The sequence below is a fragment of the Leifsonia sp. Root227 genome (assembly GCF_001428745.1).
Taxonomy (GTDB): domain Bacteria; phylum Actinomycetota; class Actinomycetes; order Actinomycetales; family Microbacteriaceae; genus Leifsonia.
Map to the genome: position 1 here is coordinate 829,550 of NZ_LMIO01000002.1, position 21,993 is coordinate 851,542.

The 21,993-nt window shown below is 69.6% G+C and carries 32 protein-coding genes; 21 read left to right on the forward strand and 11 right to left on the reverse strand.

All coding sequences use genetic code 11. The annotated features are described in order from the left end of the window. The first annotated feature begins 2 nt into the window (after positions 1-2). The 6 genes from ASE16_RS08840 (at position 3) to ASE16_RS08865 (ending at position 4,231) form a co-directional block, all read left to right on the forward strand. On the forward strand, positions 3-755 hold the full coding sequence (locus ASE16_RS08840; protein ID WP_055893789.1) for a DUF1295 domain-containing protein: 753 nt from the start codon (positions 3-5) through the stop codon (positions 753-755). A 75-nt stretch (positions 756-830) separates the two neighbouring features. Continuing rightward, entirely contained in the window at positions 831-1,898 is a 1,068-nt protein-coding gene (locus ASE16_RS08845) for a zinc-ribbon domain-containing protein (RefSeq protein ID WP_055894464.1), read from the forward strand. Between the two features lie 139 nt (positions 1,899-2,037). Beyond that, entirely contained in the window at positions 2,038-2,460 is a 423-nt protein-coding gene (locus tag ASE16_RS08850) for a VOC family protein (RefSeq protein ID WP_055893792.1), read from the forward strand. Between the two features lie 7 nt (positions 2,461-2,467). Continuing rightward, on the forward strand, positions 2,468-3,025 hold the full coding sequence (locus ASE16_RS08855; protein WP_055893795.1) for a universal stress protein: 558 nt from the start codon (positions 2,468-2,470) through the stop codon (positions 3,023-3,025). Between the two features lie 88 nt (positions 3,026-3,113). Next, a complete protein-coding gene (locus ASE16_RS08860) occupies positions 3,114-3,665 on the forward strand; it encodes an isochorismatase family protein (RefSeq protein WP_055893800.1) in 552 nt (183 codons plus the stop codon). Next, positions 3,662-4,231: a GNAT family N-acetyltransferase gene (locus ASE16_RS08865; protein WP_235500427.1), complete on the forward strand. Its 570-nt coding sequence runs from the start codon at positions 3,662-3,664 to the stop codon at positions 4,229-4,231. Before ASE16_RS08860 ends, ASE16_RS08865 begins: the two co-directional genes overlap by 4 nt. A 30-nt stretch (positions 4,232-4,261) precedes the next feature. On the opposite strand, the gene ASE16_RS08870 is transcribed toward ASE16_RS08865, so the two are convergent. Continuing rightward, a complete protein-coding gene (locus tag ASE16_RS08870; RefSeq protein ID WP_055894469.1) occupies positions 4,262-5,218 on the reverse strand; it encodes a quinone oxidoreductase family protein in 957 nt (318 codons plus the stop codon). A gap of 77 nt (positions 5,219-5,295) precedes the next feature. Between ASE16_RS08870 and ASE16_RS08875 the strand changes: the two genes are divergently transcribed. The 10 genes from ASE16_RS08875 to ASE16_RS08920 all read left to right on the forward strand — a co-directional run bounded on the left by ASE16_RS08875 (position 5,296) and on the right by ASE16_RS08920 (position 11,467). After that, the gene (locus tag ASE16_RS08875) at positions 5,296-5,736 is read left to right on the forward strand and encodes a MarR family winged helix-turn-helix transcriptional regulator (protein WP_055893803.1); all 441 of its coding nucleotides are present in this window, start codon (positions 5,296-5,298) and stop codon (positions 5,734-5,736) included. 119 nt (positions 5,737-5,855) lie between these two features. Beyond that, on the forward strand, positions 5,856-6,218 hold the full coding sequence (locus tag ASE16_RS19975) for a hypothetical protein (RefSeq protein ID WP_200949592.1): 363 nt from the start codon (positions 5,856-5,858) through the stop codon (positions 6,216-6,218). A 72-nt stretch (positions 6,219-6,290) separates the two neighbouring features. Then, positions 6,291-7,325 (forward strand): hypothetical protein, encoded by a 1,035-nt coding sequence (locus ASE16_RS08885; RefSeq protein ID WP_055893810.1) that lies wholly within the window; start codon positions 6,291-6,293, stop codon positions 7,323-7,325. Positions 7,326-7,526: 201 nt separating this feature from the next. Further along, on the forward strand, positions 7,527-7,901 hold the full coding sequence (locus ASE16_RS08890) for a hypothetical protein (protein ID WP_055893812.1): 375 nt from the start codon (positions 7,527-7,529) through the stop codon (positions 7,899-7,901). Further along, on the forward strand, positions 7,898-8,128 hold the full coding sequence (locus ASE16_RS08895) for a hypothetical protein (protein WP_055893813.1): 231 nt from the start codon (positions 7,898-7,900) through the stop codon (positions 8,126-8,128). Before ASE16_RS08890 ends, ASE16_RS08895 begins: the two co-directional genes overlap by 4 nt. Before the next feature lie 5 nt (positions 8,129-8,133). Continuing rightward, the gene (locus ASE16_RS08900; protein ID WP_055893814.1) at positions 8,134-9,021 is read left to right on the forward strand and encodes an alpha/beta fold hydrolase; all 888 of its coding nucleotides are present in this window, start codon (positions 8,134-8,136) and stop codon (positions 9,019-9,021) included. Positions 9,022-9,068: 47 nt separating this feature from the next. Further along, on the forward strand, positions 9,069-9,509 hold the full coding sequence (locus tag ASE16_RS08905; protein ID WP_055893815.1) for a hypothetical protein: 441 nt from the start codon (positions 9,069-9,071) through the stop codon (positions 9,507-9,509). Beyond that, a complete protein-coding gene (locus ASE16_RS08910; RefSeq protein WP_055893816.1) occupies positions 9,506-10,735 on the forward strand; it encodes an Nramp family divalent metal transporter in 1,230 nt (409 codons plus the stop codon). Before ASE16_RS08905 ends, ASE16_RS08910 begins: the two co-directional genes overlap by 4 nt. Then, positions 10,732-11,133: a hypothetical protein gene (locus ASE16_RS08915; protein WP_055893818.1), complete on the forward strand. Its 402-nt coding sequence runs from the start codon at positions 10,732-10,734 to the stop codon at positions 11,131-11,133. The genes ASE16_RS08910 and ASE16_RS08915 overlap by 4 nt, the downstream gene beginning before the upstream one ends. Further along, entirely contained in the window at positions 11,120-11,467 is a 348-nt protein-coding gene (locus ASE16_RS08920) for a PRC-barrel domain-containing protein (protein ID WP_055893820.1), read from the forward strand. Before ASE16_RS08915 ends, ASE16_RS08920 begins: the two co-directional genes overlap by 14 nt. A gap of 48 nt (positions 11,468-11,515) precedes the next feature. Here the strand turns inward: ASE16_RS08920 and ASE16_RS08925 are convergent, their stop codons facing one another. The 9 genes from ASE16_RS08925 to ASE16_RS08965 all read right to left on the reverse strand — a co-directional run bounded on the left by ASE16_RS08925 (position 11,516) and on the right by ASE16_RS08965 (position 17,714). After that, positions 11,516-12,142 carry a hypothetical protein gene (locus ASE16_RS08925; protein WP_157480225.1) on the reverse strand — a complete coding sequence of 209 codons (627 nt, stop codon included), beginning with the start codon at positions 12,140-12,142 and terminating at the stop codon, positions 11,516-11,518. A 19-nt stretch (positions 12,143-12,161) separates the two neighbouring features. Continuing rightward, the gene (locus ASE16_RS08930; RefSeq protein WP_082581368.1) at positions 12,162-12,401 is read right to left on the reverse strand and encodes a hypothetical protein; all 240 of its coding nucleotides are present in this window, start codon (positions 12,399-12,401) and stop codon (positions 12,162-12,164) included. 83 nt (positions 12,402-12,484) lie between these two features. Further along, positions 12,485-13,051: an isochorismatase family protein gene (locus ASE16_RS08935; protein WP_055893826.1), complete on the reverse strand. Its 567-nt coding sequence runs from the start codon at positions 13,049-13,051 to the stop codon at positions 12,485-12,487. A 67-nt stretch (positions 13,052-13,118) separates the two neighbouring features. Beyond that, the gene (locus ASE16_RS08940; RefSeq protein ID WP_055893829.1) at positions 13,119-13,313 is read right to left on the reverse strand and encodes a hypothetical protein; all 195 of its coding nucleotides are present in this window, start codon (positions 13,311-13,313) and stop codon (positions 13,119-13,121) included. 118 nt (positions 13,314-13,431) lie between these two features. Then, positions 13,432-13,857, reverse strand: a complete 426-nt coding sequence (locus tag ASE16_RS08945) for a hypothetical protein (RefSeq protein ID WP_235500428.1) — start codon at positions 13,855-13,857, stop codon at positions 13,432-13,434. Between the two features lie 53 nt (positions 13,858-13,910). Then, positions 13,911-15,170 (reverse strand): MFS transporter, encoded by a 1,260-nt coding sequence (locus ASE16_RS08950; RefSeq protein WP_055893831.1) that lies wholly within the window; start codon positions 15,168-15,170, stop codon positions 13,911-13,913. A 30-nt stretch (positions 15,171-15,200) separates the two neighbouring features. Further along, a complete protein-coding gene (locus ASE16_RS08955; protein ID WP_055893833.1) occupies positions 15,201-15,869 on the reverse strand; it encodes a hypothetical protein in 669 nt (222 codons plus the stop codon). An 82-nt stretch (positions 15,870-15,951) separates the two neighbouring features. Then, on the reverse strand, positions 15,952-16,422 hold the full coding sequence (locus ASE16_RS08960; RefSeq protein WP_055893835.1) for a hypothetical protein: 471 nt from the start codon (positions 16,420-16,422) through the stop codon (positions 15,952-15,954). Next, entirely contained in the window at positions 16,419-17,714 is a 1,296-nt protein-coding gene (locus ASE16_RS08965; protein ID WP_157480227.1) for a S8 family peptidase, read from the reverse strand. Before ASE16_RS08965 ends, ASE16_RS08960 begins: the two co-directional genes overlap by 4 nt. A gap of 131 nt (positions 17,715-17,845) precedes the next feature. Here ASE16_RS08965 and ASE16_RS08970 point away from each other — a divergent pair, with 131 nt between their 5' ends. Together ASE16_RS08970 and ASE16_RS08975 are read left to right on the forward strand one after the other, a co-directional pair. Further along, a complete protein-coding gene (locus ASE16_RS08970; protein WP_055893839.1) occupies positions 17,846-18,196 on the forward strand; it encodes a GntR family transcriptional regulator in 351 nt (116 codons plus the stop codon). Then, entirely contained in the window at positions 18,193-19,182 is a 990-nt protein-coding gene (locus ASE16_RS08975; protein WP_055893841.1) for a DUF1648 domain-containing protein, read from the forward strand. The genes ASE16_RS08970 and ASE16_RS08975 overlap by 4 nt, the downstream gene beginning before the upstream one ends. Before the next feature lie 3 nt (positions 19,183-19,185). Here ASE16_RS08975 and ASE16_RS08980 read toward each other — a convergent pair whose 3' ends face one another. Further along, positions 19,186-19,623, reverse strand: a complete 438-nt coding sequence (locus ASE16_RS08980) for an arsenate reductase ArsC (RefSeq protein ID WP_055893843.1) — start codon at positions 19,621-19,623, stop codon at positions 19,186-19,188. Between the two features lie 129 nt (positions 19,624-19,752). Here ASE16_RS08980 and ASE16_RS08985 point away from each other — a divergent pair, with 129 nt between their 5' ends. The 3 genes from ASE16_RS08985 to ASE16_RS08995 are packed head-to-tail and all read left to right on the forward strand — an operon-like array spanning position 19,753 to position 21,960. Continuing rightward, complete coding sequence (locus tag ASE16_RS08985; protein WP_055893845.1) at positions 19,753-20,358, forward strand: dihydrofolate reductase family protein; 606 nt, start codon at positions 19,753-19,755, stop codon at positions 20,356-20,358. A gap of 36 nt (positions 20,359-20,394) precedes the next feature. Beyond that, positions 20,395-20,724, forward strand: coding sequence for a YciI family protein (locus tag ASE16_RS08990; protein ID WP_055893847.1), 330 nt, complete (start codon positions 20,395-20,397; stop codon positions 20,722-20,724). A 9-nt stretch (positions 20,725-20,733) separates the two neighbouring features. Further along, entirely contained in the window at positions 20,734-21,960 is a 1,227-nt protein-coding gene (locus ASE16_RS08995; RefSeq protein WP_055893850.1) for an RNA polymerase sigma factor, read from the forward strand. The last annotated feature ends 33 nt before the right edge of the window (positions 21,961-21,993 follow it).

Below are 21,993 nucleotides of genomic sequence, written 5' to 3' on the forward strand. Positions count from 1 at the left end.
GCATGCCCGACGGTCCGTATCGCTGGTTCGTGTATGCCGAGATCGCCCTCGCGGTGGTCACCTTCGTCGCTCTGTGCTTCGTGGTAGCGCCGTACGGACGGCACGGCCGCTCCGGATGGGGGCCGACCGTGCCCGCGCGGGTCGGCTGGGTCGTGATGGAGAGTCCAGCATCCATCGTCTTCCTGCTGTTCTACCTGCTCGGCGACCACCGGTTCGAGCTGGTGCCTCTGCTGTTCCTCGCGCTGTGGCAGCTCCACTACGTGCAGCGTGCCTTCGTCTACCCGTTCCTGATGCGCACCGGGTCCAGGATGCCCGTGTCCGTCGTGGGGATGGCGATCCTGTTCAACCTGCTCAACGCGTGGGTGAATGCGCGGTGGATCTCGCAGTACGGCCAGTACGCGAACAGCTGGCTCGCCGACCCTCGGTTCTGGATCGGCGTGGTCGTGTTCATCGCCGGGTTCTCGCTCAACCTCGGTTCCGACCGCATCCTGCGCAGACTGCGGGGTGCGCGATCCGGCGGGTACAGCATCCCGCGCGGTGGCGGATACCGCTGGGTGTCCAGCCCGAACTACCTGGGCGAGATGGTGGAGTGGACCGGCTGGGCGATCGCGACCTGGTCGCTCGCCGGGCTGGCGTTCGCGCTGTACACGATCGCGAACCTCGCACCGCGGGCGATGGCGAACCACCGCTGGTACCTGGAGACGTTCGACGACTATCCGCCGGAGCGAAAAGCGATCATCCCCTATCTGCTCTGACGGTGGTGCCGCGTACGCTGACCGCAGACGGGGCCGGCCGGCGGTCGCCGGCTGACGGACGAACGGAGCGGAGTGGTGGCGGAGAGCGTCGAACAGTGGTGGGCGCGCCGCCAGTGGTCGAAGGGCGAGGAGACGCCGTACCCGATCGGGCGATATCGCACGGACTGGGAGCGCTACCCCATGCTGATCCGGCAGTACCACCCCGACCTCAACCACGGCATCGTGCTCAGCCAGGTGCCGCCCGCCGCCGAGGTCTACCTGCTCTGGGAGTGCGACGCGGGGCACCGCTTCGTCGCGACCCCGGAGGAACAGCGCTCGCGTCCTGGCGGAACGCGACGGAGGTCGGCGTGGTGCCCTGCCTGCGCGGAGGGTGCGGCGCCGCGCCGCATCCGGATGCCGCAGCAGGACGACGGGATGCACGTCTGCGGCCACGCACGCGACCCCCGCAGGATCGAGCACGACCCAGGTGACGACCGCTGCTTTCTGTGCCGCAGGCTCGATGGAGAGCGACTCACCCGTGAGGAGCTGGTGACGCTGGCAGCGCCGGGATCGCGGGTGGCGGTGTCGGCGGAGAACGGCACGGCGCGGACGCACTCCTGGCAGTGCGACAGGGGGCACCCGGTCTATGAGGCGAGCATCGAGCGCATCCTGAGCGGCCGCCGCTGCCCTGTCTGCCGGCACGCGGCGGCGGGGGCGGACGCTGTCGCGGTCGGGGACGCGTTCGTGAGCAGGTGGGCGCCGACTCCGGCGTCCGCTGCGGAGCCGGCACTCAAGCAGCGGATCGCCGAACGGCTCGACGTCGATCTCGGCAACAACGCTGTGCGGGTCGCCCGGCCGTTCTTCTCGCACCTGGAGGTCTGGCCGGACATCGTGATCCCCGAGCTCAGGATCGCGATCGAGTACGACACGACGGGCAGGCACGGGCTCGAGCACGTGGGTCGCAGGGAGGCGACGGACAGGAAGAAGGACAGACTGCTGCGGGCGGCCGGCTGGGAGGTGGTGCGCATCCGGTGCGGCAAACTGCAGCCGATCGGGCCGTGGGATCTGACGGCCGGTGGGGTCAGCGCTGTGCTGGTGGACCGCATCCTGGAGCGGCTGGGGGAGATCAGGGGCGAGCTGATCGTCGGTGCGTATCGCCGGTGACGACGCGGCACGGAGAACGCCCGGAAATGCACGTAATTCCGCGGAAACTCTGCACTCGTGCAAGGTCGGTGGCCATCGCTACGCTGAACCCGTACCGGCCCGACGAACGGCCGGGGGAACCGACATTAAGGAGAGGCCGATGGCTTCGACACTCAACCCCTACCTCAACTTCCGCACCTCGGCGCGCGAGGCGATGGACTTCTATCAGTCGGTCTTCGGAGGGGACGTGCAGCGGAGCACCTTCGCCGAGTTCCAGGTCAGCACAGACCCGGAGGAGAAAGACCTCATCATGCACTCGCAGCTGACGACGCCGTCCGGCTTCACGCTGATGGTGGCCGACGTGCCGAAGCACATGGACCTGGCCGAAGGCTCGAACATCTCGGTCTCGCTGAGCGGCGACGACGAGGAGGAGCTGTCCGGATACTTCGCCAAGCTGATCGAGGGCGGCACGGTGGTCGAGCCGCTGTCGAAGGCGCCGTGGGGTGACAGCTTCGGGATGGCCGTGGACAAGTTCGGCGTCTCCTGGCTGGTGAACATCGCCGGAGCGCCCCCGCAGGGCTGAATCGAGCATGAGCCTGTCGTCGGCCTCCGGTCCCGTGGTGGTGGGGGTGTATCCCGGCCAGCCGGTCGCCGTCGTCCAGGAGGCCGCCGCATTGGCGGCGCTGCTCGACAGGCCGATGGTGTGCGCGTACGTGACGCCGGACAGCTATCTCACCGAGTGGGAGCGCGCCGACCTGCGCCGGGAGGCATCGCTGCATCCGGAGGCTGTCGCCCCGGAGGACGAGCGGCTGGCGGTCGACCTCGCCGCCGCGATCACGGCGGCGCTGGCGGACGCGTCGTCGGGCGCGTCGTCCGTGTCCGACGCGGTCGCGGGCGGTGCGCGCGCGTTGCGTGGCGGCTGGGTGCTGCGGATGCTGGCCGGCGACCCGGCGAAGGCGCTCGCCAGGCTCGCGGACGAGCAGGATGCGGCCATTGTCGTGGTGGGGACGCACCAGGCCGGTTTCGGCCACGCGGTGGAGGAGTGGCTGTCCGGGTCGGTGGCTGTGCAGCTCACGCGGGCGCAGCTGCGGTCGGTGCTCGTGGTGCCGATCGGGCACGAGTCCCGGCGCACGCCGACATTGGGGTGACGGCGGGTGTCGGGGAGCGGTCTCCGTCGTCAAGCAGGGCAAAACGCAGGGCAAGATGCAGGACAGAACAGCAGGAGAAGGGGAACACATGTCAACGCTGGAGGGGCGCGATGCGTCTGCGCTGCTGGTGATCGACGTGCAGAACGGCGTCATCGACGGCGCGTACCGCCGAGACGAGGTGGTCGGCACGATCCGTTCGCTCGTCGACAGGGCGAGGAACGAAGGAGTGCCTGTGGTCTGGATCCAGCACTCGGACGACAACATCGAGTACGGCAGCGACGCCTGGCAGTACGTCCCGGAGTTGAGCCGAGCCGACGACGAGGCACTGGTGCCGAAGCACTATGCGGACGCCTTCGAGGAGACCGCGCTGGAAGAGGTGCTCGCCTCGGCCGGCGTCGGACGGATCGTGGTGACGGGCTCGCAGACCGACGAGTGCATCCGGTCGACCATCCACGGCGGGCTGACCCGCGGCTACGACGTGTCCCTTATCGGCGACGCGCACACCACGGAAGACCTCAGTGAGTGGGGAGCGCCGACGCCGGATCTCGTCGTCGCCCACACGAACCTGTACTGGGGCAACCATCGCGCGCCCGGCCGCACGGCCGAGGTGGTCGCGGCGGCCGACGTCAGGCTCGGGTGAACGTCGACACGGCGACGCGGCCTGGGGAGCGGATCGCGTCGCGCGGCGGGGTGAGCATCCATCGCTGGTCTGAGGACGACCTCCCCGTCCTGCGCCGGGCGAACACGGCAGAGATGACGGCCTTCCTCGGCGGCCCAGAGCCAGAGGAAAAGGTGCTCGACCGGCACAAACGCTACCTGCGCTACTGGCAGAACGGCGAGGCGCGGATGTTCACGATCCGGGTGGACGATGCGGCGGAACCCGTCGGTTCGGTGGGGTACTGGGAGACCGTCTGGCACGGCGAGCCTGTGTACGAAGCCGGCTGGGGTATCGCGACCGGCTATCAGGGGCGAGGGATCGCATCCCTGGCACTGGCGGCGTGCCTGGGCGACGCAGCGACGCACGGGGACCGCCGGGCCGTCCTGGCGTTTCCACGCGTCGACAACGCGGCGTCGAACGCGCTCTGCAGGGCGGTCGGCTTCGTCTGCGCGGGAGAGGAAGGATTCGAATACCCGAAAGGGCACCCGATCCGTGTGAATGCCTGGGTGTACCAGCTGCGGGATGGCGCGGGGATCGCCGGAGGGTGAGCTGCGGTCTGCCTGCGCGTGGCTGCCCGGTCAGGGTGTGAGCGCGATGCGGCTGGTGGTGGACGTGTCCGCCCAGGCGGTGGCGACGTCGGCGAGGGGGACGGCGACCGCATCCAGCTGGAACGCGCCGGAGGCGATGGTGTCGGCCAGCGCAGGCAGTGCGTCCAGGATGTCGCGCGTCGGGACAGAGCCCTGTCCGCTGCCGACGATGCGGAGGTCGGCGGCGCGGAGAGCCGCGGACGGGATGGGGGCCGTGCGGCCGGCGACGGAGCCGATCTCGATCCACGTGAGGGGGCGCGAGCTGTCCCCGCGGGCGGTGACGAGGCCGGTGATGGCTGCTGCGGCCGGCTCGCCCCAGAGGTAGTCGAGCACCACGTCCACGTCGGCCGCCGCCTGCCCGACGGCGTCCGCGATCGCGGCAGGGTCACCGGCGATGGAGACGGTGGCTGTCGCGCCGAGGGGCGCAACGGCGGAGAGTTTCGCGTCGTCGCGTCCGGCGGCCACGATCGCGTCGGCGCCGAGGAGTCCGGCCACCTGCACCGCCAGGCTTCCTGCGCTGCCCGTGGCGCCGAGGATCAAGACGCCCTGCCCGCGTTCCAACCGAATCCGGCTGCGGAGAGCCAGCCACGACGACATCGCGGGGTTCATCGCGGCGGCCACCAGGATCGGGTCTGCGTCGTCCGGCAACAGGATGCTGCGGCGGCGGTCGATCACGGTCTGCTGCGCCATCGAGCCGAGCGTGGTGTCCGGGAGGATGAAGTACCGGAGCGCGCCGGAGGCGTCTCTCCCGACGCCGTCGATGCCGGGGATCAGTGGGAGCTCGTCCGTGCTGGTGTAGTGGCTGCCGTCCGCCTGGGAGCGCACCCGAGGGTGGAGCCCTGCAGCGAGGACGTCGACCACCAGCGCGTCATCGCCGGATGCGCGCGGGGCGGGCACCTCGGCGAACGCCGGGGCGGAATCGAACGACGAGACGACTGCAGCCTTCACGGGGACCTCCACGATATGGTTGGTAACACGAAGTATTATTAGTTCGTAACGCCAACTATGTCAAGGAGGGTCTGCTCATGGCCGACGATGCGCACCGCGAGGCGGACGATGACGCCCTGATCGACGCTCTGGTGCAGTTCTCCTACCGGGCGATGGGCGTTCTCAGCAGGATCGCCGCGGAGAACGACCTGTCGCTGACCCAGCTGCGGGTGCTCGGCATCCTGCGCGACCGCCAGCTGAGGATCACGGCGATCGCCGACTATCTCGGGCTCGAGAAGTCCACGCTGTCCGGCCTGGTGGACCGCGCGGAGAAGCGCGGGCTGGTCGAGCGGACGCCGTCCGTCAGCGACCGCAGGGCGGTGGAGGTGCGGCTCACGGCGCGCGGGCAGGAACTCGGTGCGCAGCTCACGGCGCAGCTCAGGAGGGAGCTGGCGCCGTACACCTCGACGCTCGGAGCGCCGGAGCAACGGCACGTGCGCATACTGGTGGAGCGGATGCTCGGGGCAGGTCCGCAGTAGCGCGGCTGGTCCGCAGTACTCCGGGCTGAGCGGCCCGCGAGGACGGCGTGCGGGGTGCACCCAGCGTGCTCCGGAAACTGGGGGCGGCGCATCCTGGGCGACGGTGGCAGACTGCGGGCATGGGTATCGAGGAGTGGTGGAGCGATCTGTCGGGCTTCGAGCAGCAGTGGCTCATCGCGAACAACGGTGATGCGATCCCGGACGGCATCGTCGCGTCGATCGTGGAGGCGGGAGGCTCGGTCGAGATCGTCGGAGCGGAGGACGAGGCGGACGACGTTCCTCCCGGCAGCTACCTGACCGATGAGGACGTCGACTGGATCGAGGAGGTCGCGAACGCCGAAGGCGATGAGGACCTCGACGAGGAGGACGATGACCTCGACCAAGACGACGATGACGGCGTCGACGTCGACGTCGCGCTCGACGACGGGGAGGACGCCGACCTCGGCTTCGACGACGACGAGGACCTCGACGAGGAGGAGTGAGCCGCGCGCTGCCGACCGGGACGCCAGGCGGCTTCGCTTGCGTCGCATGAGCCCAGGTGTAGTTTGCGTCGCATGACAGACACCGCCGTTCTCGATTGGCTGCTCGACTCCGATCCCGCGCTGCGCTGGCAGGTCGAGCGCGACCTGCTCGGCGCGCCCCCTGAGGTGTGGGCCGTCACCAGGGCACGCGTCGCCACGGAGGGTTTCGGCGCCCGACTGCTGGCAGAACAGGATGCGGACGGGCAGTGGGCGGGCGGGGCGTACTTCCCTGGCGACATGGAGTTCGACCATCCGGACCCGCGCGACGACGGCGGCCAGCCGTACACCGCCACCACCTGGAGTCTCAACGCTCTGCGCGAGTGGGGCGTCGACGCCGCCGTCCTTGCGGGCACCGCGGAGAAGCTCGCCGCCAACAGCCGGTGGGAGTACGAGGATCTGCCGTACTGGGGCGGCGAGGTCGACTGCTGCATCAACGGCTTCACCCTCGCGAACGGCGCGTGGCTCGGCGCGGACGTGTCCGGGCTCGCGCAGTGGTTCGTCGAGCACAGAATGGCGGACGGAGGGTGGAACTGCGAATGGGTGGATGGGTCGACCAGATCGTCGTTCCACTCCACGCTCAACAGCCTGAAAGGGCTGCTCTTCTTCGAGGGCGCGACCGGTGGCAGCGACGCGCTGCGGGCGGCGAGGCATGCAGGCGAGGAGTATCTGCTGGAGCGCCACCTCCTGCATCGCCGGTCGACGGGCGAGGTGGTTGCGCCGTGGGCGACGCGATTCGGCTACCCGTTCCGCTGGCAGTACAGCGTGCTGAACGCCGCCGACTACGCGAGGGCGGCGGCGCTGCACGACGACGCTGCCCCCGATCCACGGTTGGCAGAGGCGGTGGAGTTGATCCGGGCATCCCGAACGGCGGACGGCAGGTGGCTGCAGGAGTACCGCCACCCTGGACGGGTCTGGTTCGAGGTCGATGTGCCGCCGGGGGAGCCGTCGCCGTGGCTGACTTTCCACGCCACGCGCGTTCTGGAGTGGTGGGACGCCGCGAACGCATCGGCCGGAGTGCAGGACGCAGCGGCAGACGACGCGCAAAGGTCGGAAGCGCCAGGGGATTGACGAGCGAGCCGCGGAGGGCCACGGTGAGCGGCGAACCGGATGGCGGGTCGATCCGACAGGGGCGGACGAAGAGACCGCAAGCCCGGTGTGGCGGCGGCCGTGCGAGACCGCACGGCCGCCGTCCTCGACGCCGGTGACCGCATCCCGCGCCCGACACGAACAGAACGGCCGGCACAGCGGCCGGAAGAGAGAGGGGAGCTAGTGACCGTTCAGCTCAACAAGGATGCCCTCGCGCACGCGCGCGGCCTGCTGCACAGCGGCGACGTGGTCGCGGACGAGCGCGACGACTGGAGCGAGCACGCGCCGTCTGCGGACGACGAGAACGCGTTCATCGACAAGCACGGCATGGCCGAGTTCGCGAAGTGGCATCTCGGTGAGGACACGTCGAAGACGGAGGGCACCAAGGGGCGGTACTCGTTCCCGTACGGCGACTTCCGGAAATTGCACCGCTGCGCGGTGATCTCCGGCGAAAGCAGAGCGGGGCAGTACGACCACCCGACCATCGAGAAGGCGCTGAAGGACCTGCTGGGCGGCATCGACCGCCAGCGGGACACAGGAACAGGAGCACGACGATGAGCGACGCAGTAGAGAGAGCACACGAGACCGCCTCTGCGGAGGCGCCTGACACCGCGCAGGACGACACGGACCCGGAGACGGAGGAAGGCAAACTGCTCGACGGCCGCGAGCCGTACGACGCGGACGGCGTCGTCGAGCCAGGGCACGACGCCGCGCCTGGCGCGCCGGACGACGGCGCAGGCACAGACGACATCGCTGCGGAGCCGCTCGACGACGATCAGCTCTGACCGGGATGTTCGCCGGGTTCCAGACCGACGACATCGACGTCGGGGACAGCGTCGTCCACGTTCGGCACGCCGGTGACGGCCCGGCCGTCGTCCTCCTGCACGGGCACCCGCGCACGGGGTCGACCTGGCACAGCGTGGCCCCTTCTCTGCTCGAGCGGGGGTTCACGGTGGTGGTCCCCGATCTGCCGGGCTACGGTGCATCCACAGCCCCCGCCCCGCAGCCGGATCACGCCCGCCACTCCAAGCGGGCGACGGCGGAGCGCATCCTGGCGACGATGGATGCTCTCGGCCGCGACAGATTCGCGCTGGTCGGGCACGACAGGGGCAGCTATGTGGCGTTCCGGCTCGCCCTCGACCATCCGGAACGGGTGCCCAGGTTGGCGCTACTCGACTGCATCCCGATCGTGGAGCACCTGGAGCGCATCACCCCGGAGTTCGCCACGGCGTGGTGGCACTGGTTCTTCTTCGCCCAGCCGGGCATCCCTGAGCGGGTGATCCTGGCCGATCCGGACGCCTGGTACCACGGCGATCCCCAGCGGATGGGGCAGGAGAACCACGACGAGTGGCGGCGCGCGATGCGCACCAGCAGCGTGGTGCTGGCGATGCTGGAGGACTACAGGGCCGGGCTCACTGTCGACGTGGCGCACGAGAAGGAGGACCGCCGCGCCGGCCGGCGGATCGAGCAGCCGCTGCTGGTGCTCTGGTCGGGCCGCGACGACCTGGAGGAGCTGTTCGGCGACCCGCTCGCGATCTGGCGCGACTGGGCGGACGACGTCAGCGGCGGCCCGATCGACTCCGGGCACCACATGGCGGAGGAGCGGCCAGAGGCGCTGGCTGTCGCGCTGGGGGAGTTCCTGGACCCGCTGTTCGGTGACCCGCGGCACGACGCGTGACACTCAGCCCCTACCCAGGGAACCCGCAGGGGGATACTGTGCGGGGCGTGAAGAGCAGGAACGTGACCGCATGCATCGTGGCCGCCGCGATCGTGATCGCCGCTTTCACGGGCTGTGCGAGCGCCACGTCGTCGCTGCGGCAGGCCACCACGGACGCCCGCTCGGCCGCAGAATCGGCGCAACTGGCCCTCACGCAGCAGCGGGATGACCGAAGCTTCCTGACCACAACGCAGACAGCGTTGGGGGACTCGCTCACGGAGCTCGGGGCTGCCGAGCAATCGGCCGCGGAGGTCGCGCCGTCCAGTGCCGCCGAGACGGCGCAGCAGAAGAGCGCCCTCCGAGCGATCCGTGCGGCGACGGATGCGGTGCTCGCCGCTCAACGAGCCGTGGCCGACGACGCCGGGTCCGCCGTCCCCGCCGTCCGCACCGCCGCGACGGCGCTCACACGACTCGCCGACCGGCTCGAGCGGGCGGAGAAGGCGAAGTGAAGCGGCTGCTCGGGGTGATGCTCGGAGTGCTCACCGCCATCGGGGGCTTCCTCGACATCGGGGATCTCGTGACCAACGCCGTCGTCGGCTCCCGGTTCGGCATGTCGCTGGCGTGGGTGGTGGTCGTCGGAGTCGTCGGCATCTGCCTGTTCGCGCAGATGTCCGGGCGAGTCGCCGCTGTGAGCGGGCGAGCCACATTCGAGATCATCCGGGAACGTCTCGGACCCCGGACCGGTCTGGCCAACCTCACCGCGTCGTTCTTGATCAACCTGCTGACGCTGACGGCCGAGGTCGGCGGCATCGCGCTGTCGCTGCAGCTGGCCAGCAGCATCGAGCCGACCCTGTGGATCCCGGTGGCGGCGTTCGCGGTCTGGCTCGTGGTGTGGCGGGCGAAGTTCTCGCTCCTGGAGAACGTGACGGGGCTGCTCGGGCTGACCCTCATCGTGTTCGCGGTCGCGGTGTTCCTCCTGCACCCGAACTGGGCCGTGTTGGCCGGGCAGGCCATCGTCCCGCACGTCCCTGCCAGTGAGCACGGCGCGACGTACTGGTACTACGCGATCGCCCTGTTCGGTGCGGCGATGACCCCGTACGAGGTGTTCTTCTTCTCCAGCGGCGCCGTCGAGGAGAAATGGAAGAAGAAGGACATCGCCCAGTCGCGCATCAACGTGCTGGTCGGTTTCCCGCTCGGCGGGGTGCTGTCGCTCGCCATCGCCGCGTGCGCCACCATCGTGCTGCTGCCGCGCGGGATCGACGTGACCTCGCTCGCCCAGGTGGCGCTGCCGGTGGCGGAGGCGGGAGGCAAGCTCGCCCTCGCGTTCGTGATCGTCGGCATGGTCGCCGCAACATTCGGCGCGGCTTTGGAGACGACGCTCTCCAGCGGGTACACGCTGGCGCAGTTCTTCGGCTGGTCGTGGGGCAAGTTTCGCAGGCCGGCGCAGGCGGCGCGGTTCCACATCACGATGATCGTTGCGCTGCTGATCGGCATCGGCGTGTTGGCGACAGGGGTGGATCCGGTGGCGGTCACCGAATTCTCGGTTGTGTTCTCGGCCATCGCCCTTCCACTGACGTACCTGCCGATCCTTGTGGTCGCCAACGACAAGCAGTACATGGGGACGATGGTGAACGGAAAGGTGACCAATGCGTTCGCGATGCTCTACCTCGGCATCATCCTGGTCGCATCCATCGCCGCCATCCCCTTGATGATCGTGACGGGAATGGGCGCATGACAGACGAACTCGGGCCACCGCCGGCCTACGCCGGGCAGGTGATCGACGCGGAGCTGCACCTGCTCGACAGGCAGATCCTCGACAGGGACGACGTGCCGGTGGTCGCCGTCGACGACTTGGAGCTGACCGACGTTCCGTACGACCAGCCGATCGAACCGGGCACGCCTGCCCCAGTGATCACGGCCCTGGTGAGCGGGTCCGCCCTGTGGACCAGGATGTTCGGCGGGCGGCCTCCGCGGTCGCGGCTGCACCGCATCCCCTGGTCGGACGTGGCGAAAGTGGACGTGGTGGTGTCGCTCGGTGTGCCGGGGGAGCAGCTCGACGCGACCTGGGTGGAGCGCTGGGTTCGCGACCACATCGTCGCCCGAATCCCTGGAGGCCGCCATGATCCTGAGTGACCTGCTGCAGACGCCGGTGTTCTCCGCGGACGGGGAGCGACTAGGCCGCGTGATCGACGCACGGTTCGTGGTGGACGGCGCCCCGGGGCAGCTGCTTGCGGATGCGCGGCTCGACGGCTTCGTCGTCAGCGGCCACTCCGGGTCGTCCTTCCTCGGCTACGAGCGCAACGACGAGCGGTCGCCGTGGCTGATCGCGCGATTCCTGCGCTGGCGGCACCGCGGGGCGTTCCTGGTGCGCTGGGAGGACGTGGAGCGGCTGTCACCGACGGCGATCAAATTGCGGGAGGGCTACACGCGGTACGAGCCTGGGCTGGCAGGCGCATCGGGGAAGTGAGCGCCGGGGGCACGGGTGGATGCGGGCAGCGCGTCGCGGGTGAGCCCGTCAAACGCGTGGCGGAATCGGGAGCGGGTCACCGAACGACGGCGGGGCGGCCACGAGCTGCGCTGCCTCCTCTTTCGTCACGTGATCGGGGAAGTTGTAGCGGGCGAACCTGCCCTTCGGGTCCTCGCGGGAGACCGGCATGGCGATGTTCGATCCGAGCACCGCGGCCCCGAGTGCTGAGGCGTCCTTCGCGGTCAGAGGGCGATCCCTGGCGTCGCGCAGGAGGACGCCCGCCCGCATCCCGTGTCCGTCGCCGAGCATCAGGCTCAGCGTGCGGCGCCCGAGGGATGCGCTGACCAGCAGCCGGCATTCCACGATGTCGTGGAATGCGGCGACGTGGCGGCCGCTCCTGATGCGGCCGCCCGCAATGTCGACCCAGGTCACGGGCGCCCACAGGCGGATCGAGATCACGATCAGGGCGACGACCGCAGCGGCGATCGCGATGGCCATGAGGCTGCGCACCAGCAGGGATCCGTCGTCGGGAAGAAGCAGCGCGGTCACGAGCCAGTCGAGGAACACGAACGTCGGCAGCACGGGCGAGGCGAACGCGAGCATTGGCCACCACGGCACCCGGCCGAGTCTGGTCCAGGTGCTCTGCGTTCGGCCCGTGTCCGGGCTGCTCGTCATCTCCGCCGACCAGGATGGGCTAGGGCTTGCCTTCTTCGCTGTACGAGGTCTGGCCGTCCGTGCCGTCGCCGTCTGCGTCGTCGCGTTCTGCGCCGTCGTCCGTTCGGCGGTCGGGGTCGAGGTCGGCGATCACGTCGCCGATGATGTTCGACTCGGGCGTCTGCTCGATGGCCCCGTCGTCGTCTCCGTCGAGTCCGTCGACCAGGCCGTTGGTCTGGTCGAAGCCGGGTTCGCTCTGGTCGTCGCGTGCGTCTGTCATGCGGGCCATGCAACACCGAAACGGCCGATCGGCAAGCCCCTTGCGCAGCGCAACAGCGGGCCGCGGTCAGCGCACGGCGCCGGTCACACGCGGGTGGCCGCCAGCAGGGCGATGATCTCGGCCGTCGTGCCGGACTCTCCGATGCGCGGGAAGACGTTGCTCACCACGAAGTCGTGGACCTCGGCCTTGCCATCGGACATCGCGTCGGTGGCGAGGGCGACGTTGTAGCCGTTCTCGTGCGCGTGGCGCGCGGTCGACTCGACACCGGCGCTCGTCGCGATGCCGGCGACCACGACCTGGGTGACGCCCTCGGCCTTCAGGTACGCATCCAGGTCGGTGCCGGTGAACGCGCCCCAGGTGTTCTTGGTGACGACGTGGTCGCTCTCGGCCCTGTGCAGCTCGGCGACGAACTCCATCGCGTCGGCCGGACGCTCGCCTGTCGCGCGGCGCTGCGTCTCGGTGCGGCCTGGCGCGCCGCCGGCGACGTTGACCAGCACGACGGGAAGACCGTGGGCGCGGAAGGCGTCGGCGAGCGCACCCGCGTTCGCGAAGACCTCGGCAGTGGGATGCGCGACAGGGTATGCGCGGATCGCGTTCTGCAGGTCGACGACGATCAGGGCGGTCTTCTGGTCGAGGGTGCTGATGGTCATGCTGGAGGCCTTTCTGACGGGCTTTCGAGCCTACGCCTGTCGCGAGACCGGCCAGGCCAGCAGCGCGTCAGCCCCGTTCCGAGTCTGGCTTCCCCGGACGCGCGTTCGCGTCGTCCCTGATGTCGATGCGGGCCACCCCAGGCTCCGTCTCCTCCACCGTGATGCGCGGCTTCGCGTCGGCCTCCGTTGACTTCGGGGCCGTTGTCAACTGGTCCTCGCGCTTCTCGTCGGCGGTGAGGTCGTCGGCTGGGTCTGTCGGCATGGTGATCCTGTCGTGGTGATCGCGGTGGTCGCATCGAACGGTAGGCGGGAACGTCACAGGACGCAAGGGCGACCGGCCAGCGCCGAGAGGGGACAGCGCGTGGCCGGCAGGCTCGATCTCAGGTCGGCTTCACCTCGCCGTCCGTGGCGGAGCCGTCCGTGATGTACCCGTCGGGGAACGACACAGCCCGGTGCGCGGCAAGGGGACGCAGCCCGTCCGGCAGCGGGAACGGGACCGTGTACTCGATCAGCGTGGCGCCCATGTCGCCCCAGTCGTCCTTCTTGACACGGATCGCCTCCGTCGACACCTCGGTGATGCGCACGAGCAGCCAGCGGCCGTCGTCCAGCCGCAGCTCGAAGCGGTCGGCGAGGTAGCCGATGCCCAGGGCATCCAGGTGCTCCTCGGCGTCCAGCCAGTCGACCACCTCGGTGACGCGTCGGCCGAGCAGGTCGATGGCGACGAAACCGTCGCCGTCCTGCTCCATCCAGCCGAGCAGCTCTCCGTCTCCGCGGCGGTGTTCGATCCAGTGGGAGGGGGCGGTCATCGGTGGTCCTCTTCCTGGTCGGCGATCGCAGCAAGGATACAACCAGCGCGCCGTCAGGCCGCCGCTTCGTCCGCTTCATGACGCGCGGTGCGGAACGGCGACAGCGCGAGGAATGCCGTCGCGACGAGGAACCCGGCAACGCCGACCCACAGTGCAGGGCGGTAGCCGAGCCAGGTGGCGAGCAGGCCGCCGAGCGGTGCGCCGACCACGATCATCGCGCGGTTCGCCGACCGCATCGTGGTGTTCGTGCGGCCCTGCAGCGCATCCGGAGTGACGGCCTGGCGGTAGCCCATCTCGTTCGCGTTGCTGAGACCGAGTCCGAGGCCGTAGAAGCCTTGTCCGACGGCGAGGACGACGACCACGGCCCACGTGGTGAGCGTGCCGGGGGCGAGTGCGATCACGGTCCAGCCGACGACCATGATCAGGTTGCTGGCGATCACCGCGACACCAGCGCCCCATCGACGCCCGACGCGGAGCGACACCGAGCTTCCGAGCAGCGCGGCGACACCGGCTCCCGCGAGTGCGACGCCGAGCTGGAACGCGGACAGGTGCAGCCCGAGGAGCGCGAACGACGTGAACACCGTGCCGAGGATGCTGTTGAAGAAGAACCAGGCGTGCGATCCGATCGCCATCGGCGCGAGCATCCGGTGGCGGTACACCCAGCGGAGCCCGTCGGCGATCTCCCTCCGCAGGCCGACGCGTTGAGCGACCGGTGCGCGCGCCTCGTCGACGTTGACGCGCCAGATCGCGATGGCGGAGAACAGATACGAGGCGGCATCGACCACGAGCGCGAACGCGGCGCCGACGATGGAGACGATGGCGCCGGCGACCACCGGACCAGAGGTCTGCGCGACGGCGTCGCTCTGGTCCGTGCGCGCGTGCGCTGCCACGAGCGCCGAGCGAGGCACGATGCGCGGGACGAGCGACTGCGCCGCCGCATCCCCGATCAGCGAGAGCACGCCGACGACGGCCACGATGACGAGCAGCACAGGGATGTTCAGTGCATCGGCGATGAACAGCGCCGGGATCGCGAGCAGCACGGCAGCCCTGCCCAGGTCGCTGCCGATCAGCAGCGGTCGCCGCCGTCGACGGTCGACCAGCGCTCCGACGACGAGACCGAACAGCAGGTAGGGGAGCCAGCGGGCGGCGTTCAGCAGGCCGACGTCCACCGCCGTGCCGTGAAGCTGCGCCAGGACGAGCACCTGCAGCGCGAGAACGGTGACGTAGCTGCCGAAGCCGGAGACGGTGTACGACGCCCAGTATGCGGGGAACCCGCGAATCCGGAAGACGTCGCGCCTCCCCGGGTCCGTCATGCCGCTCCTTCGCTCGATGCTCCGTCCAGGCTAGCGCGCGTATCCGGTCGCGACCGGCGCCTCGCGAGCTGGCGCCGCTGTCAGCGCCTGCACGACGTACAGCACGCCGATCAGGAGCTGCACAGCCCTGAGTGCCACGAAACCCCAGATCCAGACCCCGATAGCGACGTCCGACGGGATGCGCGAGGCCAGCAGGTCCAGCACGGTCATCGCGGCCAGTACGAGCAGCCCCCAGCGCGCGACGCCGTGCACGACGCCGGCGCGGGCGACGAAGACGGCGGCGACGATCAGCGACGCCACCCACAGTGCCGTGAGCGACAGGTTCACCACGGCGACCAGCATCGCGAGGACGGGCCCAGCCTCCGGCGTCATCGCCGCCATGGTCGAGTACCCGGACGTGGCGATGCTCGCGACACCGAACACGATCAGCGCAGCCCTGCCTGCGACGGACGGACCCGCGATGCCCGGCTCGCCGCCGATGCCCACCGCCAGGACGACGAGCGCGGCGATCAGGATCACGGCGGACAGGGTGCCGGGCAGGGGCGTGTCTTCGAACACGTAGAGCCAGGAGGTGCCGGGGAGCTGCACGAGGAAGAGCGCCTGCGTGATCAGCGGGATCACCGAGCCCAGGACGATGCCCGTTCCGCCGACGAGCAGCGTGCGACGCGATGGGTCTGCTGCTGGTTCTGTGTGTGGCACTCGTGCATCCTCTCGTCGTGGACAGCATCCACGGTCCGGCACGGGATGCGCAAGCATCGCCGGACAACATGTGTCGAACGGGTCAGTCCGCTTGGCCGGCCTCCGGCGCCGCATCCACGAGGAGCCAGCGCCGCCCCTGGTCGTCGCGTTCGCGGCGCAGCCGCAGTGTCACGCCGACGCCTGCCGGAGGGGATGCGGCGGATGCGGGCACAGCTGCGCGGGCGGCCGCCCGCCCCAGCAGCCGCTTCGCGTCCACGCCGTGGTAACCGGCCCTGAGCAGCGCGTCCGCCAGTTCGGTGCGCGTCGCGGACAGGTGGCTCTGCCAGATCGCCAGGCAGACGAGGCTGGCGACAGCGAACAGCAGGGTGGCGGCCATGCTCAGAAAGATCGCGGTGAACGCACGCGAGGTCAGCGTGATGGGGTACAGCACGAGAGTCGTCGCTGCGGCCACGACGAACAGCCCGCCCGCGACGCAGTACCCGACGAACCAGCTCTGGGCCACCGCGCCGCGGGTGTCAGGGAGCGCGATCCCGCTGGTCGGCGGCCGGATCATGCCGTGCCACCCGTCCCATCGACGCCGTCGGTCTGGCGACGGCGCCTGCGCACCGTCACGATGACCACCACCACGGCCGCGGCGGCGATCAGCAGCAGCGCCCCGACACCGCCGGCCACCCACCACAGCAGGGGAGAGGGCGCGGCGTGCGCGTCGAGGGCGGCGTAGCCGTCGAACGACGACGGCTTCCTGGCGCGCGGCTCCCGCCCAGCGGCGATGTCCGCCTTCGTCGCGGCGAGCTCTTTGGCGGTCGGGATGCCCAGCTTCTTGTCCATCAGCGGGTTCACATCCGGGTACTGCCTGGGGTCGACACGCAGCAGGTGTCCCAGGGAGATAGGGCCGTAGCCGTATCCCATCTCGGTGTCGCGCAGCAGCGGATGGTCCGTCGCGGTCGTGTTGTGGATCATCGACTGGATGATCTGGTTGGAGGTGGCTTTCGGATACTTCTGCCACACATCCGCGAGGATGCCCGCCACGATCGGCGTAGCGATCGACGTTCCCGAACCGTCCACGGAGGCGTTCCAGTCGCCGGTCGTCCTGTCGCCGATGAGGAGGAGATCGTCGCCGGGTGCGACGACGGTCGCCTCCGGGGTGATCGCCTTCTCGTCCTTGGCGTGCTCATCGCTCTCGATGTCGCCCGTTCTGCCGTATGCGCTTCCCAGGACCACCCCGTTGAGCTTCCCTGGATACGGCCCGGTGTCGAGCTGACTGTTGGGCGCTGCGGCCAGCACGATCACGCCGTGGGCGAGCGCGTTCGTCACCGACTGGATCGCCCGGTTCGTCGCTCCGGACCATCCCACCGAGGTCGTGATGATCTTCGCGCCATCCGCCACGGCCTTGTCGATCGCGTCGCCGAACGACTTCTCACCGAGACACGGTGACCCCGACGCGTTGCCCATCCCGTAGAACCGGAGGTCGGCGTCCGGCGCGATGCCACGGATGGCGGATGCACCCTTGCCAGACCCGACGATCACGGCGGTGACGTTGGACCCGTGAAACGAAACGGCCATGTCCGTGCTGGAGGCGGGGAGCGGAGTGCCGTCCGCAGCCTCGCAGATCCCCGCGGGATCGACGGTGAGATCCGCCCCATCGAACACCGGCAGCTCCGGGTTGATGCCGCCGTCGATCACGGCGACGGTGACGCCCTTGCCCGTCCAGCCTGCGGCGTGGGCGTCGGCGACGCTGTAGTAGTCGTACCACCAGTTCGAGCCATCGGCCTGAGCGGCCGTCGGTATCGCGACGATCGCCGCAGACAGCGCGGCGGCCAGCATCCAGCGTGGTGTGTGTCTCACTATCGTCCCCCGGTCGTGTACGCGCACCGGATTCCCCTGCGGCACGCGCTGAGGAGACTACTAAGACTGGGGGCAGGAGACAAATGCTGAGGCGCCGCCAACGATGCCACTTGTTTGTATAGAATACGAACATGTTGATTCGTCTGGAAGCCGAGTCCGCTGCGTCGTTCGCCGAGCAGATCGTGGCCCAGGTGCGGCTCGGGGTGGCCAGAGGCGAGATCCGGGTGGGGGAGCGATTGCCGTCCGCTCGGGAGCTGGCCGGGTCGCTCGGGGTGAACATGCACACGGTGCTGCGCGCGTACGACGACCTGCGGGAGGCGGGGGTGATCGACCTGCGACGCGGCCGCGGAGCCGTGGTCGTCGCCGGAGATACGGCGTCGGTGCGCTCGCTGATCGAGGCGGCAGCATCCCTCGTCTCCGAGGCGGCTCGAGCAGGCATCAGCTCGAACGAGCTCTCGGTCATCATCAGGGGGATCGCGTGAGAGGACGAGGAGTCTACCGACGGATCATCGCTCTGCTGCTGAGCCTGATCCCGCTCGGCTGGTTGATCGTCACGGCCGTGACGGTCGGGCCGAGACTGGGGCAGCGGATGGCGTCGCACTGGTCGGGGTCCGCGACGCCGGACGGTTTCGCTGACCCCTGGCTGTCGTTCTGGATGTTCGCCGCGATCGTCGCCGGTCTCACCGTCGGCGCGGTGGCGCTCGTCGTCTCCTCGCGCACCTCAGCTCCCGCTCGACTCTGGGCGGGCATCGTCGTCGCTCTCGCTGGTCTCTCCGCGCTCGCGTGGACGGCGCCAGCTGAGGCAACGGCGGCGGCGGCGACGCCGGAGGAGGCCGTACTCGGCGTCCGCCTCCTTCTCCTGATCCCCGTCGCCGCGCTGGGGGCACTGGTGGCCATCGTGCTTCCATCGGCCGACCCCGCGCCGCTCGACGAGGACGATGATGCCCAGGCGCGACCGACCCCGCCGCTCCGCTCCGGTGACAGGCTCGTCTGGTCCGGAACGACCGGCAGCGTGTGGTTCGGCGCTCCAGCCATCGCCCTCGTGGCAGGCGGTGTCTGCTGCCTTGTGGTCTCCATCGCGACCGCGACGCCCGGGCTGATCGCCCCCGCGGTCATCCTGCTCCTGGTGGGATGCACGCTGCTTCTCCTGGCGCGCGTGCGCCTCTCCGTCGACGCCCGCGGCATCCGTCTGGTCTCCACGGTCTTCCTGGTTCCCCTGATCCGGGTGCGGCTGGACGATGTCGAGCGGGTGAGCGCGGAGCAGATCAGCCCACTGCGCTGGGGCGGGTGGGGATACCGCATCTCGACCAGAGGCATCGCATACGTCACCAGGCGGAGCGAGGGGCTGGTGATCACGCGGCGGCGCGGCGTCGATATCGCGATCACGATCGACGGCGCCGAACAGGCGAGCGCGGCGGCCGAGCTTCTGGTCGACCAGCGCAGGGAGAGTGCCCGCCGTACGGCGTGACGCTCAGGATGCGGCCGGTACCAGCTCTGCGAGCAGGGCCTGCACGCGCCGCTTGATCTCGTCGCGGATGGGACGGACCTCTTCTGCCGGGCGCCCGGCAGGATCGGTGAGGTCCCAGTCCTCGTAGCGCTTGCCCGGGAAGATCGGGCAGGTGTCGCCGCATCCCATCGTGATGACGACGTCGGACTCCTGGACCGCTTCGGTCGTGAGCACCTTGGGCTGCTGGCCCGCGATGTCGATGCCGTCCTCCGCCATCACCTGCACCGCGACGGGGTTGAGCTGATCTTTCGGCTCCGAGCCGGCGGAGAGCACGTCGACGCGCCCTCCGGCGAGCGCCCGCAGATAGCCTGCGGCCATCTGGGAGCGACCGGCGTTGTGGACGCAGACGAACAGGACGATGGGGGTGGAGCCGGTCACGGTGGTCTCGCCTTCCACATCCATAGCTGTCAGTCTAAGCGCGACGATTATCTGAATTTCTTCCGCGCGCTGTCGAAAGGATCGCGCGGCGTTCGTTGCAGGAGTGAGAGGGCACCCCGGCCGGGGCTGCCACGGACGAAAGGAAGCATCACGATGAGCACCACACTGACGGTCGACTTCTTCTGCACGGTCGACGGCTTCGGCATGACAGACGGCTGGCCGGGATACTGGGGCAAAGAAGGGCCGGAGCTGATCGCGGACCGCGTTGCCACCTTCGAGCGGGAGCAGGTGCTCGTCTTCGGTGCGACCACGTTCCGCCAGTTCCGGAAGTTCGTGACGATCTTCGACGAACCGTACTACGGCAGCCTCAACCGGCTGCCGAAGATCGTCTTCTCGCACACCCTCGAAGAGCCGCTCGGTTGGGAGAACTCGACGGTGCTCGCCGAGGACGCGGTGACTGCGATCGAGCGGCTGAAGCGCACCACCGACGTCCCGATGCGGTCGCACGGCAGCGTCGAACTGAACCGAGCCCTTCTCGCAGCAGGGCTCGTCGACAGGGTCGAGCTGATGATGTTCCCGGTGATCTCCGGCGACGCAGGACGCGCCGCCCTGTTCCACGGGGGCCCGGAGTTCGATCTGGACCTCGTCGAGTCGACCGTGCTCGACGGGCGCACGCTTAAGCTCGTGTACGCCCCGCACCTGCACCAGCATGGCGAGGTTCCGGAGGGTGTCGGCCCGAAGCGCAGGATCGCCGAGTAGGCGCAGGATCGCCGATGTAGGGGAGAGGACCTGATCATGCAGTACCTGGTGAATGTGATCGACGGACGCAGCAACTCGGGAACGGCCGAGGAGGGCGCAGCGATCGACGTGTTCAACGACAAGCTCCGCGCGGGCGGGCACTGGGTGTTCGCCGCGGGGCTCGCGGATCCAACGGTATCGACCGTCGTGGACGGCAGAGGCGACGAGCCGGTCTTCACCGATGGCCCGTTCGTCGAGGCGAAGGAGTGGGCGGCCGGTCTCTGGATCATCGAGGCGCCCGACCTCGACGTCGCCCTGGAGCTGATGGCAGAGGGCTCGAAAGCCTGCAACCGCCGTCTCGAAGTGCGACCGCTGCTCCAGGAGTGATCGGCAGGCGTGACGGATATCCAGGATGCGCTGACCCGCGCCCACCGCGACGAGTGGGCGCGGGTGGTGGCGACGCTCGCCAAGCGGTTCGGGAGCCTCGATACGGCTGAAGACGCGGCCGCGGACGCTTACGCAACCGCTGCGGAACGCTGGCCGCGAGATGGCGTTCCGCCCAACCCGGGCGCGTGGCTCACCACGACCGCGACCCGCAAGGCGATCGACCGCATCCGGCGGGAGAGCACCAGGGATGCGCGGCACAGAGAGGCGCTGCTCGTGTACGACATGGAATCGGAGCATGAGCAGCTCGGCGCCATCGACGACGACCGGCTGCGGCTGCTCTTCATCTGCTGCCACCCGGCGCTCGCGATGGAGGCGCGGGTGGCCCTGACGCTCCGGATGGTCGGCGGACTGAGCGTGCCGGAGATCGCCAGCGCCTTCCTGGTGCAGGACACCACGATGGGCGCCCGTATCACCCGCGCCAAGGCCAAGATCGCGGCTGCGGGCATCCCGTTCCGGGTGCCGACCGCCGCCGACCTGCCCCGTCGCGTCTCCGGCGTGCTCACCGTGCTGTTCCTGATCTTCAACGAGGGCTACCTCGCGTCCGGCTCGGAGTCGGCGCCGGTGCGCGGCGACCTCACCGGCGAGGCGATCCGTCTCACCCGGCTACTGCACGCACTGCTCCCCGACGACGGCGAGACGACAGGGATGCTCGGGCTGATGCTGCTGACCGAGGCTCGGCGCTCGGCGCGGTTGTCGTCGGCCGGTGCGCTGGTCTCTCTGCCGGAGCAGGACAGGGGCCAGTGGGACGAGACGTTGATCGCCGAGGGCCACGCGCTGGTGCGCGAACGCCTCGCCACCGGCGTCGCACCCGGTCGCTACCAGCTTCTCGCCGCGATCAACGCCGTGCACACCGACGGCGACGCACCGGACTGGGCGCAGGTGGTGGCCCTCTACGACCAGCTGGTGGGTCTCGACCCGTCGCCGATCGTCCGCCTCAACCGGGCGATAGCGGTGGGGGAGCGCGACGGCCTCGACGCCGGCCTGGCGATCATCGACACGCTCGAGCCCGAGCTGTCTGCCTACCACCCGTTTCACGCCGCCCGCGCGGACGCGTTGCGGAGACGAGGGCGCACCGCCGAGGCGCGCGACGCATACGACGCGGCGATCGCACGCGCGGACAACACAGCCGAACTCGCGTACCTCCGGCGTCGGCGCGACGAGCTCGACGCGTTGTGAAGAGAATATTGACAGGCGCCTGTCAATCGACGA

What these genes read in the sequence shown, in the direction of transcription:
- ASE16_RS08970 (WP_055893839.1), top strand. Translation starts at nt 17,846, where the DNA reads ATGTTGATTCGTCTGGAAGCCGAGTCCGCTGCGTCGTTCGCCGAGCAG.
- ASE16_RS08925 (WP_157480225.1), bottom strand. Translation starts at nt 12,142, where the DNA reads ATGACGAGCAGCCCGGACACGGGCCGAACGCAGAGCACCTGGACCAGA.
- ASE16_RS08885 (WP_055893810.1), top strand. Translation starts at nt 6,291, where the DNA reads ATGACAGACACCGCCGTTCTCGATTGGCTGCTCGACTCCGATCCCGCG.
- ASE16_RS08990 (WP_055893847.1), top strand. Translation starts at nt 20,395, where the DNA reads ATGCAGTACCTGGTGAATGTGATCGACGGACGCAGCAACTCGGGAACG.
- ASE16_RS08915 (WP_055893818.1), top strand. Translation starts at nt 10,732, where the DNA reads ATGACAGACGAACTCGGGCCACCGCCGGCCTACGCCGGGCAGGTGATC.
- ASE16_RS08920 (WP_055893820.1), top strand. Translation starts at nt 11,120, where the DNA reads ATGATCCTGAGTGACCTGCTGCAGACGCCGGTGTTCTCCGCGGACGGG.
- ASE16_RS08895 (WP_055893813.1), top strand. Translation starts at nt 7,898, where the DNA reads ATGAGCGACGCAGTAGAGAGAGCACACGAGACCGCCTCTGCGGAGGCG.
- ASE16_RS08875 (WP_055893803.1), top strand. Translation starts at nt 5,296, where the DNA reads ATGGCCGACGATGCGCACCGCGAGGCGGACGATGACGCCCTGATCGAC.
- ASE16_RS08930 (WP_082581368.1), bottom strand. Translation starts at nt 12,401, where the DNA reads ATGACAGACGCACGCGACGACCAGAGCGAACCCGGCTTCGACCAGACC.
- ASE16_RS08940 (WP_055893829.1), bottom strand. Translation starts at nt 13,313, where the DNA reads ATGCCGACAGACCCAGCCGACGACCTCACCGCCGACGAGAAGCGCGAG.
- ASE16_RS08840 (WP_055893789.1), top strand. Translation starts at nt 3, where the DNA reads ATGCCCGACGGTCCGTATCGCTGGTTCGTGTATGCCGAGATCGCCCTC.
- ASE16_RS08850 (WP_055893792.1), top strand. Translation starts at nt 2,038, where the DNA reads ATGGCTTCGACACTCAACCCCTACCTCAACTTCCGCACCTCGGCGCGC.
- ASE16_RS08980 (WP_055893843.1), bottom strand. Translation starts at nt 19,623, where the DNA reads ATGGATGTGGAAGGCGAGACCACCGTGACCGGCTCCACCCCCATCGTC.
- ASE16_RS08855 (WP_055893795.1), top strand. Translation starts at nt 2,468, where the DNA reads ATGAGCCTGTCGTCGGCCTCCGGTCCCGTGGTGGTGGGGGTGTATCCC.
- ASE16_RS08985 (WP_055893845.1), top strand. Translation starts at nt 19,753, where the DNA reads ATGAGCACCACACTGACGGTCGACTTCTTCTGCACGGTCGACGGCTTC.
- ASE16_RS08945 (WP_235500428.1), bottom strand. Translation starts at nt 13,857, where the DNA reads ATGACCGCCCCCTCCCACTGGATCGAACACCGCCGCGGAGACGGAGAG.
- ASE16_RS08960 (WP_055893835.1), bottom strand. Translation starts at nt 16,422, where the DNA reads ATGATCCGGCCGCCGACCAGCGGGATCGCGCTCCCTGACACCCGCGGC.
- ASE16_RS08860 (WP_055893800.1), top strand. Translation starts at nt 3,114, where the DNA reads ATGTCAACGCTGGAGGGGCGCGATGCGTCTGCGCTGCTGGTGATCGAC.
- ASE16_RS08900 (WP_055893814.1), top strand. Translation starts at nt 8,134, where the DNA reads ATGTTCGCCGGGTTCCAGACCGACGACATCGACGTCGGGGACAGCGTC.
- ASE16_RS08935 (WP_055893826.1), bottom strand. Translation starts at nt 13,051, where the DNA reads ATGACCATCAGCACCCTCGACCAGAAGACCGCCCTGATCGTCGTCGAC.
- ASE16_RS19975 (WP_200949592.1), top strand. Translation starts at nt 5,856, where the DNA reads ATGGGTATCGAGGAGTGGTGGAGCGATCTGTCGGGCTTCGAGCAGCAG.
- ASE16_RS08950 (WP_055893831.1), bottom strand. Translation starts at nt 15,170, where the DNA reads ATGACGGACCCGGGGAGGCGCGACGTCTTCCGGATTCGCGGGTTCCCC.